Source organism: Streptococcus oralis, from assembly GCF_004127215.1.
GTDB classification, from domain to species: domain Bacteria; phylum Bacillota; class Bacilli; order Lactobacillales; family Streptococcaceae; genus Streptococcus; species Streptococcus oralis_BD.
The window spans coordinates 344,054-360,098 of the sequence record NZ_QEWJ01000001.1; the positions used below are offsets into that span (position 1 = coordinate 344,054).

The following is a 16,045-nucleotide window of genomic DNA, read 5'->3' on the forward strand; positions in this document are numbered from 1 at the left end:
TTATACCATGAAAAGGCTACAAGTCAGCCTTCCAAACTTTGATATTAAAATCTCATTTTTAACATATTTACTATGACATATTTTCTGTTTAGTGCTATACTATAGGCAAGAATACATTAGAGCAAGGAGGATGTTCATATGGAAGACAAAGTACTCATCACTGAAGCTTACCAACTCCTTTCCGAGTTAAATAAAAGCTACCAAAGCTGTAAACAAGGTACAGCCGATGATTTTCGTCTACAAGAACTGCTAAACAGCACTCTCAAGGAACTTAAAAAAGCGGAAAAGATTGACAACAGTATCTTAATCGACCTCGAGAAATTTTACCAAGGTACCAGTCTTCTGATTGGACTGGGTAATCTAAAACTGAATGATCAAGCACGCACCGCTTGGCGCAACTATGACAAGTTCCATTACGAGCACGTCAAACACGTACTAACTCTTTATGGACCTGTTTTTGGATTTTAGATTTTAGAGTTTAGAATTTCCTGTTTTCTATTGACAAAATTTCCTGAAAGGTATAGGATAGAGGTACTAATACTCGGAGGTAAGGGAGACATGAACAACTAATCTATCAAATAAAGAACCTTTATTTAGTAGATCGTGTTTTTGTCTCTTTTTGCATGCTCTTTTTGTACTAGATCATCTGGTGCTTTATCCACTTTGAAAATCAAAAAACTAGAAAGCTAACCATCTGCTCCTCTTGGGTTGGATTAGGTAAGTCTAAGCTAGTTTGAAGAGATTTTCGACGTGGATAATGGAGTTTTTGACAGTGACTTTGGGCTCTACTAGGTAAAGTAGAGCTTTTTGTTATGAACTATGGACATTCTAGAAAGGGCAACAATATGATAAAAATCAATCATCTAACCATCACTCAAAACAAAGATCTACGAGATCTTGTATCTGACCTAACCATGACTATCCAAGACGGGAAAAAGATTGCTATTATTGGTGAAGAAGGAAATGGCAAATCGACCTTGCTACGGGCTTTGATGGGGGAAGCATTACCTGATTTCACTATCAGGGGAGACATCCAGTCTGATTTTCAATCACTGGCCTACATTCCTCAAAAGTTAGCTGAGGAGCTGAAAAATAGAACTCTACACGACTACTTCTTTTTAGATTTCGCTGATTTAGACTACAGTCTCCTCTATCGTTTGGCTGAGGAGTTGCATTTTGATAGCGACCGTTTTGCTAGTGAACAACTAATCGGTAGTCTATCAGGTGGCGAAGCTTTGAAAATTCAGCTCATCCATGAATTATCTAAACCTTTTGAAGTTCTATTTTTAGATGAACCTTCAAATGACCTGGACCTTGAAACAGTTGATTGGCTAAAAAGGCAGATACAGAAGATTGAGCAAACTGTCATTTTCATTTCCCATGATGAAGACTTTCTTTCTCAGACGGCAGATACTATTGTCCACTTGCGACTGGTCAAACACCGGAAAGAAGCGGAAACACTAGTAGAGCATTTAGATTATGAACGCTATAACAACCAGAGAAAGGCTAGTTTTGCCAGACAAATACAGCAAGCTGCTAACGACCAGAGAACCTATGATAAAACCATGGAAAAGCATCGCCGCGTTAAACAAAATGTGGAAACTGCCTTGCGTAACACTAAAAACGATGTTGCTGGGCGCCTATTAGCTAAAAAGATGAAAAATGTTCTCTCTCAAGAAAAACGCTTTGAAAAAGCAGCTCAGTCGATGACACAAAAGCCACTTGAAGAGGAACAAATCCAACTCTTCTTCTCAGATATACAACCATTAGCGGCTTCTAAAGTCTTAGTCCAACTGGAAAAAGAAAATTTATCCATTGGCCAGCGCGTTTTAGCTCAGGGGTTACAACTAACTGTCCGTGGCCAAGATAAAATCGGTATTATCGGGCCAAATGGTGTTGGAAAATCGACTCTATTAGCCAAGTTGCAACAACTACTAAGCGCCAAAAGAGAAATTTCGCTTGGTTTTATGCCACAAGATTACCACAAAAAACTGGAATTGGATCTATCTCCAGTAGCCTACCTCAGCCAAACTGGGCAAAAAGAGGAACTACAGAAAATCCAATCCCACTTAGCCAGTCTCAATTTCAGTTATCCAGAGATGCAACACCAAATCCGTTCCTTATCTGGTGGGCAACAAGGCAAACTACTTCTGTTGGATTTAGTACTGAGCAAGCCAAACTTTCTCCTTCTGGATGAGCCTACCCGAAATTTCTCTCCCACCTCTCAACCAGAAATCCGAAAACTCTTTGCCACTTATCCCGGTGGGCTGGTCACTGTTTCTCATGATCGACGTTTCTTAAAAGAGGTCTGTACGAGCCTCTATCGATTGACAGAACATGGTTTTGAAGTCGTTGATTTACAAGATTTATAAATTTTGAATATAGCAAAAATCCAGAGACGAGCTCTGGATTTTTTTACATCTGGTTCAAGCGTTCGATTCGTTCTGAGATAGGTGGATGAGTGTAAAATAGTTTTTGTAGTCCGCCACCTTTCTTAGGATCATTGATGTACAGAGCGCTGCTGGCATCATCGACATGGTGATGCATTGGCTCGCTATTGTCCAACTTGCGCAAGGCATTGATCATCCCTTGAGGATTGCGAGTCAGCTCCACACTGGATGCATCCGCTAAAAATTCTCGCTGACGAGAGATAGCTAGTTGTACCAAGGTTGCAGCGAGAGGTGCCAGAACAATGGCTAAGAGAGAGATAACAAGCATGATAATCTCTAGTCCATTTCCGTCACGATCATTATCATTCCGTCTGCGGTCTGCGCCACCCCACCACATCATCCGACCAGCCATACTAGATAGCAGTGTAATAGCACTAGCAAGGGCAACAGCAATGGTCGAAATGCGGATATCGTAGTTTCGGATATGACTGACTTCATGCCCCATAACTGCTTCTATCTCCTCACGATTCATAATCGCTAGAAGACCCGAAGTGGCCGCAACTGCCGCATTCTGCGGGTTGGAACCTGTTGCAAAGGCATTTAAAGAAGAATCCTCAATGATGAAAACACGTGGCATAGGGATCTGAGCGACCATGGCCATATCTTCCACTACATGGTAGAGATCTGGTGCCGTTTGCTCATCAACCTCACGCGCCCCATTCATAGACATGACAATCTCTGTTGATTGAAAGATCATGGTTAAGGCATAGACAAGACCGATGATTAGGGCTATGATGATGCCTCCAAGACCTGAACGCATAAAGAGATAACCGGCCGCATAGCCAACCAAGGCCAAGAGCAGGAAGAAAACCAGCAACAAAATCCAGGTTCTTCGCTTATTGCTTGCAATTTGATCAAACAACATCTTAGTCACCTAAACCGCTAAAATCGACTTTAGGAACCGCCTTTTCCTCTTCTGGAGTTTGAAGGAAGTCTGCTGCTTTAAATCCAAATAGTCCTGCAATAATATTACTTGGGAAGGTTTGTAGTTTGAGATTATAGTTGCTAACAACACTATTATAGAGTTGACGCGAGTAAGAAATTTTATTTTCTGTATTGGTCAACTCCTCTTGCAACTTGATAAAGTTGGTACTAGCTTTCAAGTCAGGATAATTTTCAGCAACTGCAAAAATACCTGAGACTTGGCGAGTAAGGGCATCACTGGCCTTCATAGCCTCTGCAGGAGAAGTTGCTGCTGCTACTTGATTACGAAGTTGAGTCACCTTTTCAAGAGTTGAACCTTCATACTTAGCATATCCTTTGACTGTTTCAATCAAGTTTGGCAAAAGATCATTTCGACGTTTCAATTGAACATCAATCTGACTCCAAGCCTCCTTTGTTTGCATGCGATTTTTAACCAAACCATTATAGCTAACAATCACAAAAATGACGATAAGAGCTAAAACTCCAAGAACAATCCAAATCATATTCTATTCCTTTCTACTTTTAGATTAGTACTAGTATATCAAATTTTCTATTATTTGTGGTAAAATAAGATTAGACTAAAGAAGGAATCTACTATGAAACCAGAAACATTTTACAGCTTGCTTGCCGAGCAAAATCTTCCACTTTCAGACCAGCAAAAAAAACAATTTGAACGGTATTTTGAACTCTTGGTCGAGTGGAATGAAAAGATGAACCTGACCGCTATTACTGACAAAGAAGAAGTCTACCTTAAACACTTTTATGATTCGCTTGCGCCCATCTTACAAGGCTTGATTTCAAATGAAACGATCAAACTTCTTGATATCGGAGCTGGGGCAGGATTTCCTAGCCTTCCTATGAAAATCCTCTATCCCCAGTTAGATGTGACCATCATTGATTCGCTAAATAAGCGCATCAACTTCCTCCAACTATTGGCTCAGGAGCTGGATTTGGATGGTGTTCACTTCTACCATGGTCGTGCAGAAGACTTTGCCCAAGATAAGAACTTCCGTGCTCAGTTTGATGTGGTAACTGCCCGTGCTGTTGCTCGTATGCAGGTCTTGTCTGAACTGACCATTCCCTATCTTAAAGTTGGCGGAAAACTCTTGGCACTCAAGGCCAGTAATGCCCCCGAGGAATTGCTAGAAGCTAAGAATGCCCTCAATCTCCTCTTCAGCAAGGTAGAAGACAACCTCAGCTACGCCCTACCAAATGGAGATCCACGTTACATCACTGTGGTAGAAAAGAAAAAAGAGACCCCAAACAAGTATCCTAGAAAGGCTGGCATGCCCAATAAACGCCCGCTTTAAATTTTTTAGTAAAAAAATGTTTATAAAATTAACCTCGCTCTCGCATTTCTGGGCTCGGGAAAAAATGATTTACAAAATCTGCCTCGCTCTTTTATTTCTAGGCTCGGGAAAAAATGATTTACAAAATCAATCTCGCTCTTACATTTCTGAGCTCGGGAAAAAATGATTTACAAAATCAACCTCGCTCTTACATTTCTGAGCTCGGGAAAAAATGATTTACAAAATCAACCTCGTTCTTACATTTCTGAGCTCGGGAAAAAATGATTTACAAAATCAACCTCGCTCTCGCATTTCTGGGCTCGGGAAAAAATGATTTACAAAATCAACCTCGTTCTTACATTTCTGAGCTCGGGAAAAAATGATTTACAAAATTAACCTCGCTCTCGCATTTCTGGGCTCGGGAAAAAATGATTTACAAAATCTGCCTCGCTCTTTTATTTCTAGGCTCGGGAAAAATTCGTTTACAAAACGAATTTTTTCTGCTATACTATCCTAAGCAAAGGTTTTTAATGTCATCCTGTGAGGTGGCGAAGGCGCAGATTTATATAAATTTTTAAAAGATAGCTATTTTTTAAAAAGTCTTACTCTGAGAGCCTATTGCTGTAAAATAATGGGCTCTTTTTTGGTGCCCAAAAGTGAGGTTTTTATGAAACAGGAATCAACTGTTGATTTGTTACTAGACGTTGATCAACGTCCTTCAGCTGGGAAAGGTATCCTCCTCAGCTTCCAGCACGTTTTTGCTATGTTTGGTGCGACCATCCTAGTTCCTTTGATTTTGGGAATGCCTGTATCCGTTGCCCTCTTTGCATCTGGTATCGGAACCTTGATTTATATGGTTTCAACTGGCTTTAAAGTCCCAGTTTATCTAGGTTCTTCATTCGCCTTTATCACGGCTATGTCTCTAGCTATGAAAGAGATGGGTGGGGATGTATCTGCTGCTCAAACAGGGGTTATCTTGACTGGCTTGGTCTATGTCCTTGTAGCCGCAAGTGTTCGTTTTGCTGGTACGAAATGGATTGACAAACTCTTGCCACCAATCATTATCGGACCAATGATTATCGTTATCGGTCTTGGTCTTGCTGGTTCTGCTGTAACGAATGCTGGGCTTGTGGCAGACGGAAACTGGAAAAACGCTCTTGTAGCCGTTGTTACATTCTTGATTGCCGCCTTTATCAATACAAAAGGAAAAGGGTTCCTACGAATCATTCCCTTCCTCTTTGCCATTATCGGTGGTTATATCTTCGCTATGATGCTTGGTTTAGTTAATTTTACACCCGTTCTAGAAGCCAACTGGTTCGAAATTCCTGGTTTCTACTTGCCATTTAATACTGGTGGTGCCTTTAAAGAGTACAACTTATACTTTGGTCCTGAAACTATCGCAATCTTGCCTATTGCTATCGTAACCATTTCAGAGCACATTGGTGACCACACAGTCTTGAGCCAAATCTGTGGCCGTCAATTCTTGAAAGAACCAGGTCTTCATCGTACCCTTCTCGGTGACGGGATTGCAACATCTGTATCTGCCTTCCTCGGTGGACCTGCTAATACGACTTACGGAGAAAATACAGGGGTTATCGGAATGACTCGCATCGCTTCTGTCTCTGTTATCCGTAACGCAGCCCTTATCGCAATTGCTCTTAGCTTCCTAGGTAAATTCACTGCCTTGATTTCAACCATTCCAAATGCTGTGCTTGGTGGGATGTCCATCCTTCTCTACGGAGTTATCGCCAGCAACGGTTTGAAAGTCTTGATTAAGGAACGTGTGGACTTTAGCCAGATGCGTAACCTAATCATCGCAAGTGCTATGCTGGTACTTGGACTTGGTGGAGCAATTCTTAAACTCGGTCCAGTAACCCTTTCAGGTACTGCCCTATCAGCGATGACAGGTATCCTTTTAAACTTGATCCTGCCATACGAAAATAAAGACTAGTCATCTAAATACAAAAGCTCCACTCAGTTTGACCTGCACCCCAAAAGTTAGACAGAAAACTCTAACTTTTGGGGATTTTATTATGAAATTGAGTTATAAAGATAAAGTTCATATCTATGAACTAAGAAAGCAAGGACAAAGCTTCAAACAGCTTTCAAAAAGATTTGGAGTGGATATTGCTGGCCTAAAATATATGGTGACATTAATTGACTGTTATGGAATAGAAATCGTTAAAAAAGGGAAGAATCGTTATTGTTCTCCAGAACTAAAACGAGAAATAATGGATAAAGTTCTTCTTGAAGGTCGTTCGCAAAGAAGTGTTAGTCTTGATTATGGCCTCCCAAACCAAGGAATGCTTCCAATTATAGTGAGCATAAAGGAAATTATGGCTATCGGAGAGTTACTCTTGAACTAAAAAATCGTGGCTTCATGGTGAATCATAAGAAGGTTCAACGTCTGATGAAGATCCTTGGTTTAAAGGCTCGAATTCGTCGGAAACGGAAGTATTCTTCCTACAAAGGAGAGATTGGCAAGAAAGCAGAAAATCTCATTCAACGCCAGTTTGAAGTATCAAGGCCAATGGAAAAATGCTATACGGATGTGACAGAATTTGCCATTCAAAATGGCGCTCAGAAACTGTATTTATCGCCTGTTTTAGATGGCTTTAACAGCGAAATTATTGCTTATCATCTTTCCACTTCGCCTAACTTAGAACAAGGGAAAGCTATGCTGGAGTAGACCTTTACAGAGAAATACTATGAAAATACCATTTTACACAGCGACCAGGGCTATAAGTCCAAATTATCAGCCAGCGCCAAAAGACCCTCACTTTTACATTGTTCAAGCCTCATTCCTCTTGACTCATCACTTTCCTCTTAAAGAGACTTTGGAATTACTTACCACTATCCCTAAAGGAATTCTCATATTCTTTTACACTTAATTTATCTGGCGCAGTATCATGCCTTACTCGTTCTCGAATTTCTATACTCGTGAAGAGATCATTTACTGGATAATTTCTTTAATCTTGAATCTATTTCTTTATTGTTGTTCCATTAAGTCCTACTGTACTCACATAGTAACTTTCCGCCCAGAAATTCCGATTCCCAAACTTGGACTTGAGATTGGCGAGTTTGTCAAAGATCATGAGTGTACGTATATTGTATATTCAAGAGGCGAAAAGACCTCCTCAATGCACTGCCCATGACAAATTGAACAGTATAGTTAAGTTAAGGATAAAGTTCAGCGTTATGCTAGACAGCATATCGTTTTTTTATTTTCTGCTTGAAGATTTCCTAATTCTTTCATTTAATCCCAACTTATCTTTAGATATGTCCCATTTTAGATAGTCTTCCTCTTCTTTTAGAAGCAATAAGTATAGACGTTTTTCTCATATTGTGCAGACAAGGCGGAAGCATTTCACGATTCGTAAGATCAAATTCAATCCAAACACTTAGTTGCAAACAGCCTTCAACCAGAAGATTCGAAAGAATAAGCTTATATTTTTCTATAAGCGATTAAATCTAGTTCCTTTTGTCCTTAGCTAATAGATATGAACTTTAGGCTCATAAATTACGGCATCAGAAAACACCCCAAAAATTAGACACAAATAATCTAACTTTTGAGGTGCTGTTCAATAGAATAGCTCCAATTTTATTTTAAAAATCAAGTTCTACCCAGCTGAGAGGTGTATAACCTAGGAGTTCAACACCATCAAACTCTACTGTTTTAACGATTTCTTGAATATTTGTTTTCAATTCTTCCATAACAGAGTTATCTGGACCATCCAAGACTAGTTCATCTTCTACGACAAACAATGCTTTTTGGTAACGGTCATATAGACTATTCATAACCAAACGAAGACCAACTGGATCAGCTGATTTTTCTGTGCTAGTCTCAGCTACATACTTATCAGCAAAAACTTCTTCAGAGTTATTCGATGCATGATAACTAAAGCTTATAAAATCAACTGTACCTCTGTTTAAGCTAGAAAGATCTTCATCTGAAATATCCAAAGCAATCTGCTCACGTTCCAAGCGACGCAAGAAGTGGTTCGGATAGTAACCACGAACTTGAACGTCCGTAAATACATAGTTTTCACGATTCTTAACTTCAGCTTCCATAGCATCTATAGCATTGTCAATTTGCTGGCTATAGTTTTGACTGACGACAAGCATTCCACCAAACTGAAACTCTGGATTGATTGTTTTTCCTAGTTGAACAACACGAGCAGATGCAACTAATTGATAATGAGCCGCTTGCCAGATTAACTGTTCACGATTATCTCTATTTTCAAATAACAAGCCTCCACCCAAAAATGGTAAATGGTGCAAAATATTAAATTCATTGAATGTAATCCAGTATTTTACCTTGTCTTTAAAATAATGGAAAACAGCTTCTGCGTAGCGCTCAAATAGTTCAATCATCTGATGACTTCTCCAGGCACCGTACTTTTCATGTAGGTTAAGAGGGATATCAAAATGACTGAGCGTAACAATTGGTTCGATATCTTTCTCCAGAACTTCGTCAATGATCGTTTCATAGTACTTCAATCCTTCTTCGCTTGGCTCTAACTCTTCTCCAGTTGGAAATAGGCGAGCCCAAGAGATAGAGATACGATAGGCATTAAAGCCCATAGATTGAATCAAATTCAAATCCTCAATATAGTTTCTTGAACTAATCGGTTTCGATTGTCCTAGTAAATCGTAAAAACCTAGTGGTACTGTTTTATAGTCGATTTTCCCGTGCAATACTCCTCCACGAAATTCACCAACTGGAAGAACATCTGTTGTTCCTAAACCTTTCCCACTATTTGACAAAAAATTTCTAATCATGACGACTCCTTTTATTTTTTTCTTTATAAACTAGATTGTTATTATTCAAAAATATCATTAGCTATTGAATGATTCTTTCCGCCCTTGTTATGAATAATAGAGCTCAAACCAGATAATCCACTTACGACATTTTTAAATTCACGAGATAGCTGCTGAGAATCTGATTTTTGCATATCCTCTTCTCTCTCTTGCCCCATCCATGAATTTTCATTCTCCAAATCCTCCGTTGGCAGAGCTACCGGGGGATTTGTCTCATCCACAAACTCACCTACATTATCTTCAACTTCTACTAAATTAACTAGATGTTTTGAATCCACTTCATCTGAAGAGCTATCAAAGATAGATTCGGTAATAAATATTTCCTCACTTGCTGAGATAAAGTCTGAAACACTTTCAGAGATTGATTCTGATGCTAAATCGCTTGGGTCTTCACTTGCTGAGATAAAGTCTGATGTGGTGATGGAAACAGAATTGATGTCCTGCTCCAATTCGGAGTCACTGTGACTCTCGCTTGCTGAGATAAAGTCTGAAACACTTTCAGAGATTGATTCTGATACTAAAACGCTTGGGTCTTCACTCTCTGAGACAAAGTCTGATGTGCTGGTGGAAACAGAGTTGATGTCCTGCTCCAATTCGGAGTCACTGTGACTCTCGCTTGCTGAGATAAAGTCTGAAACACTTTCAGAGATTGATTCTGATGCTAAATCGCTTGGGTCTTCACTTTCTGAGACAAAGTCTGATGTGGTGATGGAAACAAAGGTGATGTCTTGCTCCAATTCGGAGTCACTGTGACTCTCGCTTGCTGAGATAAAGTCTGAAACACTTTCAGAGATTGATTCTGATGCTAAATCGCTTGGGTCTTCACTCTCTGAGACATAGTCTGATGTGATGGTGGAAACAGAGTTGATGTCCTGCTCCAATTCGGAGTCACTGTGTCTCTCGCTTGCTGAGATAAAGTCTGAAACACTTTCAGAGATTGATTCTGGTTCTAAAACGCTTGGCTCTTCACTCTCTGAGACATAGTCAATAACTTGTTCCAATTCTGATTCACTATGACTCTCGCTTGCTGAGATAAAGTCTGAAACACTTTCAGAGATTGATTCTGGTTCTAAAACGCTTGGCTCTTCACTCTCTGAGATAAAGTCTGATGTGATGGTGGAAACAGAGTCGATGCCTTGTTGGGATTCTGATTCACTGTGGCTCTCGCTTGCTGAGATAAAATCTGAAGAAATTTTAGAAATTGATTCTGATGCTAAATCGCTTGGGTCTTCACTCTCTGGGACATAGTCTGATGTGATGGTGGAAACAGAGTTGATGTCCTGCTCCAATTCGGAGTCACTGTGACTTTCACTTGCTGAGATAAAGTCTGAAACACTTTCTGAAATTGATTCTGAGTCTAAATCACTTGGGTCTTCACTCTCTGAAACAGAGTCAATGACTGACAAGGACTGCGAAAGACTAGGCGATTTTGACTCAGATACACTAGAGCTTTGGCTAGACGAAAGATTCTCTGAATCAGGTTCACTCTGATTCGAAACTTCACTAGAATCAGTATGACTAGCAATACTTTCACTGCTTGATAGCATGCTCGTACTCACCGAATCAGAAACATATAAACTATGACTCACAGATTCTTGAATAGACGTAGCCGTAAGCGATTCTGACACCGAAACAGAATCACTGAGTGAGTTAGCCTCAGACATTGAATTACGCAGAGAATAGCCTTTTTCAGAAATACTTTGACTATAAGATTCACTGTAGGAAATCGCGATGAAGTCGCTAAGAGAAGCGAGCGCACTAGTTGATAAACTCTGGCTAACATTTTTTATCAACTCGGCCATGTTTAAACTATTTTTCTCCTGAAAAGCTTCTAAAACTTCCATAACCGAAACAGACTCTAGTGGTAATTCAAAGTCCTCACTGGCCTTCCTCACCATTTCTTTCTGTTCCTTCATCTTTTTGCTAACAGGTTTCAGTTCGACTGCATCAGAATGATGATCATCATAATCGTTATCTTCCTCATTGACCAATTGCTTAATCTTCGATAACAGGCGTTGAAATCCTGATAACTCTTCTTTTTTGCTCATTATATTATTATTTCTCCCAAAAACTATTTATCACTACTATTATAAGGGTTGAAGTTCAATCTGTCAAAGCATTACCCAGAAAAGACCGCTAATTTTCTTTTGTTATCCATATCAATATAGAATTGACTCTCATTTTACACAGTGAATAGCATTCTGTTTCTGTTTTTTCATTCACAAAATTCATCAAAGCCTTTCAACATCAAAAGGTGTAAACTGTCGTGACAATCTGAACTCTAATTTTTATATTGACTACATTTTGCTAAAATCTGTCATACACAGATTAGACTTTCCTACTGGTTTTCAGGACAAGTGATTCATAGAAAGGCATTCTTAGGTTACATTTTCCCTCATCCACTCTTCAGTTGTCTCTAGATTTATATTTTTCAACAAAGCCGACTGATCTAACAGATAGACAAAATTGGATAAGTCCTGAGATTCCATCTTCGAACTTCCATATTCTTTAACTCTTGTTGAATCAAAGCGATATAGCAATAAATCCCTAAAAATCGGATAATTCACTCGTTTTCGATGACGTTCCAGTAAGCGATGATAGTCTAATTCAGCTAGAAAACTATCTGTCACTAAAGCATAGGAAGTTGAAAATTGTTTTGAGTAAAACAGGGCCGCAATATTTGAAATGGGTCCATAGCCAATAAAAGCTACTTTTTCAAAAGAATACTGTCTTGATAGGCTTTCAATTTTTTCGAGTAAAATTCCAAAAAACTCTTTTTCCATATATAAAAGTGAACTTTTGTAGGAAGAGTTCACCATTACCAAATTTGGAAAATGTTCCTGCACTCTTTCTGGAACAAAACCTGTCCGATTGAACTCAGGCTCTGTAAAGCAAACGTAAATGGTATTCTTCTCATTGTTCTTATGAAGCAAATCTGAAATCCAATAGCGATTAACTGTATAGTCTGCCACACCTTCTTGGGTAATATAAATCCCCTCAAACAAGAAGCGCTGACAGCCTCCACTGACCAATTGAATTTTATAATGATGGGTGTCAGTTGGTACATAAACACTCGCTGTCTCCTCTGGTTTCACACTATGAGAAAAAATCTCCTCATCAGCCGAATCCATAAAGATAACTTTTAAGTAAGTTGAATTCTCAGGAAGAGTTTCTAGATAGCTTCCAATGACATACTTCTCTCCCCGCTTCAAATCAGGAAGTTGACTTGTATTTCTCAGATCCTGATAATTGGCTTTCGAGTACCATTCGTGAATAACTGTCCCAGACGGCATAAATTGATTCTCATATAAAACTCGACCATCCTCTAAGACCCTGACAGATGAACCATATAAATACTGAGATACACTTTGCATATCCCAATAAGCAAAATAGACTTCCTCCTTATATCTCACGAATTAAATTTCCTTTCAAAACTATTCATTAGCAGTGCTATGTATTGATTAAAAAACCATCCGACGACACCCTGTGTATCATCATTATGTCGTCCCTCAAAGCCCTTGCTAATCAGGCTAACCTTATAATTACGATTTTCGAGCTCTTCCTCCAAGGTAGAATAGGCACGGCCATCATAATCATCCTGACACATATAAGCCATGATAAATTTTGTTCTCGAAAAATCAGCAGCTCTAAAGGCTTTCCAAAAATACTCATTTAGTTTTGTTGCTGTCTCATCAGATAGCTTGCCCATCGTACGATAAAGGATATCCAAAGACGTTGGGAATCCGCCAGGACGAAGGGAAGACTCATTTACAGCAATATCACCTAAATTTACCAAGGGTTTACCGACAATAACGGCGTGAGGTTCTAGTTTAGAAGCATAGTACAGGGCGCCAAATGTCCCCATTGATAAGCCAGACAAAACTAGCTGATCGGCTGTAAATTCTAATTCATTCAAACAGTGGCGAATCACTTGAATGAGCTTTTGTTCTAACTCATCCGATCCAAGATAAAAGCCACCGCCCTCTGAACGCGGATCTCCAATCAATAAAAAGGGAGCTCCCATACCAGCCATCATATCGAACCCTTCAAAGCCTTCTGCTGGACGATAACCTGAAAAATATACATTGAGAGGTGGTCTCAAATCACCTGGATGAAAGAAATAAATCAGTTCCTCTCTATTTTTATCAATAATGCGATTTCCACCAACTAACAAGTCACCATAGCCTAAATGAGAATCTCGATGATGAAGGGGACCTATTTTCACGATTCCTTGTCCCTTAGCTTGAATACTAATGCTTAGATAGTAGGAATCCTGCGTGTCTAAAATTAGAGGTTTGTCATAGACCGTTTCATCATAAACCCATTCTTGCATTGGTGAAGGCGCGACAGGATACCCTTTGATGACATAGCGGACTGAGCAGTCACCTGAAATTCTAAATTCTGGCCACAAATCCAAAGGAGTATCTGCATCCAGATAGATATTATACTGATAGTTCGCTAGGGTTTGATAGTCCTCTCCAAATCCCCCTGCCAAACTGAGATAATTGCTTCCTTCATAGTTAATCTGTCCACTAAAGAGAGAATGAACTGCTAAATGATTTACTTTGAGCTTGGAACCACTTTGCTGAGGAAAGAAAGCACGAGAAAAACGATACAAAATCTGCTCAGGATTTTCAAATTGAGATTTGACTGCTTTCTTACGAAACAAGAATGTTTCCAAATCTTTCGTAGTAATCTGGCAACGTTCATGGTAAAACAAACGATAAGGCTGAATCAGGCTATCCAGAACAGTGATGTATTCAAAATGTTCTAGCGTATCCACCAATATAAGGTCATAAATCTTTGCAAGCCTTACCCTATCTTCTATGCCCCCACTCAACATCTCAATATCAGTAGGTACAAGTGATGCCATATCCTCTGGCTTAACAAATCTCCACCTTATATTACTAGGAATATCATATTGCTCTTGCCAGTTCTCATCAGCAATTTGTAGAACACTAATCTCTCTCATTTTCCCTTAATCCCTTTATTGAGTTTTTCCACATTTCGACAATTTCTCCCCTTTTGTACTGCTCCATCCTACTCAAAGAATGAGCCTTGCATTTATATGCTGACTCTATATCCGTCAAATAATACAATATTACATTTTTTAGGATAGAAATGTCAGTTATAATCGAACCATTTTCTGCATGCTTGACATAAGAGGAACTATATAAATTAATCTGAGGAATACCCCCACTTAGCCCTGCAATTTGTAGAAGCATATCTGCTGGATTTCCCAAATCAAGAAGGACACGAACCTCCTTCAAAATTTTTGCTAATTCAGTAGAACTGCGATGTGTCTCAATCTCCATTCTCTCTCTGAGAATTTTTCCTCGTTCCAAAAGAGCCTTACTCTCCTTAGGCTTTATATCTTCATGGATTTGTGCTTTTTCTTCTGAACCTAGCTGATACGATAAATATTCTTTGAGAAATTGTCTGATAAATACCGCTCTTTCAGACTCCAAACTCTGGGTTCCAATCAGTAACTTCATCCATTCCTTCTCTAGCATCATATCAAATATGGTTCTAAAGACAGTTTGAAGATGTTCTTGAGGTAAAGTATCAACATTGACATAGACAGTTGCTGGCTTTTCCTGCTGGCTTTCTTCTGCCTGCAGACGAATGTCATAAGGAGCCACCTCATAATAAGGGGGAAGCTGGGCTTTGCCAATCAGTTCATCCATCTTTTGAACCTTACTAAAGCTATCAACAATAAAGAATGGTGTACCCTGCAAATCCCCTAGGATTTTTTCTTTATCCTCAATTGGGTAGCGTTCACCAAAGAAAGAGAAGGCAAGATTGTAATGCCTCTTAGCCTTGTGGAAAAGATGGTTATGTTGAGGATTTGCTGAAACAATAAGCATATCATCTCTTGTTAGGGCAGAAGATAAATACTGGTCCAGTTTTTCCTTGATTAGCTCCTCAATGTCACTATAAACATCCTTTGCGAATGCTTCTTGGACTTCAGGATTGACAAGCACTTGATGATTATCTCTTGTCAAGAATTCCCTAAACTGCCACTGACCTTGTGGATTCAGATAATCTTGATGGTCTGGCTGATTATTTTCAAAATAAATCACACTAGAAACTATGCCCCGATCATCAAAGACCAAACGGTGATCCATCTGATTATTTTTAAAATAGATAATATCGAAAATATTGCCAGTCTGAGAAAAATTAATCTGGGCATAGTGGTTCTGATTTAAATAAACATCCACAAGAAAGGGAGTATAAAAGAATTCCGCTCCCTGTGGCCATTTCAAATCATCCAAGCCGAGCTTTCGAGGCAAAACATCTGTCAAACCTTGTAGATTATCAAATAGATTCCACATACTAGCTGGCTCAATTCTCTCTTGATAAAAAAAGGTTCGAATATGGGGTGAATAGTTCAAAATTAAAATTGTACTATCTTTTTTCTCTGGTTGAAACATCTGTAATAAATTCATAGTATCATCAAACATCATCTGGTTTGATGAACAATAAAAAGGCAAAGCTGTAGAATACCATTTCCTACCTTGACAATACCAAGATGGTACAAAGTAAAACATTTCCCTCTAT

Annotated in this window: 11 protein-coding genes and 2 pseudogenes; 5 read left to right on the top strand and 8 right to left on the bottom strand. The window is 39.2% G+C overall.

The features are described 5' to 3' along the window. The first annotated feature begins 138 nt into the window (after positions 1–138). Positions 139–468 carry a helicase BlpT gene (locus tag DF216_RS01650; RefSeq protein WP_129325742.1) on the top strand — a complete coding sequence of 110 codons (330 nt, stop codon included), beginning with the start codon at positions 139–141 and terminating at the stop codon, positions 466–468. Positions 469–812: 344 nt separating this feature from the next. After that, positions 813–2,372 (top strand): ATP-binding cassette domain-containing protein, encoded by a 1,560-nt coding sequence (locus DF216_RS01655; RefSeq protein WP_129325743.1) that lies wholly within the window; start codon positions 813–815, stop codon positions 2,370–2,372. 43 nt (positions 2,373–2,415) lie between these two features. Here DF216_RS01655 and htpX read toward each other — a convergent pair whose 3' ends face one another. Then, on the bottom strand, positions 2,416–3,315 hold the full coding sequence (gene htpX / locus DF216_RS01660; protein WP_129325744.1) for a zinc metalloprotease HtpX: 900 nt from the start codon (positions 3,313–3,315) through the stop codon (positions 2,416–2,418). 1 nt (position 3,316) lies between these two features. Beyond that, entirely contained in the window at positions 3,317–3,877 is a 561-nt protein-coding gene (locus DF216_RS01665) for a LemA family protein (RefSeq protein WP_061453447.1), read from the bottom strand. 93 nt (positions 3,878–3,970) lie between these two features. Here DF216_RS01665 and rsmG point away from each other — a divergent pair, with 93 nt between their 5' ends. The 3 genes and pseudogenes from rsmG to DF216_RS01685 form a co-directional block, all read left to right on the top strand. Beyond that, positions 3,971–4,684: a 16S rRNA (guanine(527)-N(7))-methyltransferase RsmG gene (gene rsmG, locus DF216_RS01670; protein ID WP_129325745.1), complete on the top strand. Its 714-nt coding sequence runs from the start codon at positions 3,971–3,973 to the stop codon at positions 4,682–4,684. A gap of 646 nt (positions 4,685–5,330) precedes the next feature. After that, entirely contained in the window at positions 5,331–6,614 is a 1,284-nt protein-coding gene (locus DF216_RS01675; RefSeq protein ID WP_164978981.1) for a uracil-xanthine permease family protein, read from the top strand. Between the two features lie 82 nt (positions 6,615–6,696). After that, positions 6,697–7,349: pseudogene (locus DF216_RS01685) on the top strand (IS3 family transposase); the annotation flags it as partial. Positions 7,350–7,506: 157 nt separating this feature from the next. Here the strand turns inward: DF216_RS01685 and DF216_RS01695 are convergent. From DF216_RS01695 to asp1, 6 genes and pseudogenes are all read right to left on the bottom strand, one after another. Further along, positions 7,507–7,761: pseudogene (locus DF216_RS01695) on the bottom strand (hypothetical protein); the annotation flags it as partial. A 508-nt stretch (positions 7,762–8,269) separates the two neighbouring features. After that, on the bottom strand, positions 8,270–9,445 hold the full coding sequence (locus tag DF216_RS01700) for a family 1 glycosylhydrolase (protein ID WP_129325748.1): 1,176 nt from the start codon (positions 9,443–9,445) through the stop codon (positions 8,270–8,272). Between the two features lie 41 nt (positions 9,446–9,486). Continuing rightward, the gene (locus DF216_RS01705) at positions 9,487–11,532 is read right to left on the bottom strand and encodes a hypothetical protein (RefSeq protein WP_129325749.1); all 2,046 of its coding nucleotides are present in this window, start codon (positions 11,530–11,532) and stop codon (positions 9,487–9,489) included. A gap of 330 nt (positions 11,533–11,862) precedes the next feature. Beyond that, entirely contained in the window at positions 11,863–12,897 is a 1,035-nt protein-coding gene (asp3, locus tag DF216_RS01710; protein WP_125828336.1) for an accessory Sec system protein Asp3, read from the bottom strand. Then, on the bottom strand, positions 12,894–14,456 hold the full coding sequence (gene asp2, locus DF216_RS01715) for an accessory Sec system protein Asp2 (RefSeq protein ID WP_125828337.1): 1,563 nt from the start codon (positions 14,454–14,456) through the stop codon (positions 12,894–12,896). Before asp2 ends, asp3 begins: the two co-directional genes overlap by 4 nt. Then, a complete protein-coding gene (asp1, locus tag DF216_RS01720) occupies positions 14,443–16,035 on the bottom strand; it encodes an accessory Sec system protein Asp1 (RefSeq protein ID WP_129325750.1) in 1,593 nt (530 codons plus the stop codon). Before asp1 ends, asp2 begins: the two co-directional genes overlap by 14 nt. Positions 16,036–16,045 lie beyond the last annotated feature (10 nt).

Coding starts and splice junctions, on each gene's coding strand:
- DF216_RS01700 (WP_129325748.1), bottom strand. CDS start 9,445: ATGATTAGAAATTTTTTGTCAAATAGTGGGAAAGGTTTAGGAACAACA.
- DF216_RS01665 (WP_061453447.1), bottom strand. CDS start 3,877: ATGATTTGGATTGTTCTTGGAGTTTTAGCTCTTATCGTCATTTTTGTG.
- asp2 (WP_125828337.1), bottom strand. CDS start 14,456: ATGAGAGAGATTAGTGTTCTACAAATTGCTGATGAGAACTGGCAAGAG.
- rsmG (WP_129325745.1), top strand. CDS start 3,971: ATGAAACCAGAAACATTTTACAGCTTGCTTGCCGAGCAAAATCTTCCA.
- DF216_RS01675 (WP_164978981.1), top strand. CDS start 5,331: ATGAAACAGGAATCAACTGTTGATTTGTTACTAGACGTTGATCAACGT.
- DF216_RS01650 (WP_129325742.1), top strand. CDS start 139: ATGGAAGACAAAGTACTCATCACTGAAGCTTACCAACTCCTTTCCGAG.
- DF216_RS01705 (WP_129325749.1), bottom strand. CDS start 11,532: ATGAGCAAAAAAGAAGAGTTATCAGGATTTCAACGCCTGTTATCGAAG.
- DF216_RS01655 (WP_129325743.1), top strand. CDS start 813: ATGAACTATGGACATTCTAGAAAGGGCAACAATATGATAAAAATCAAT.
- asp1 (WP_129325750.1), bottom strand. CDS start 16,035: ATGTTTTACTTTGTACCATCTTGGTATTGTCAAGGTAGGAAATGGTAT.
- htpX (WP_129325744.1), bottom strand. CDS start 3,315: ATGTTGTTTGATCAAATTGCAAGCAATAAGCGAAGAACCTGGATTTTG.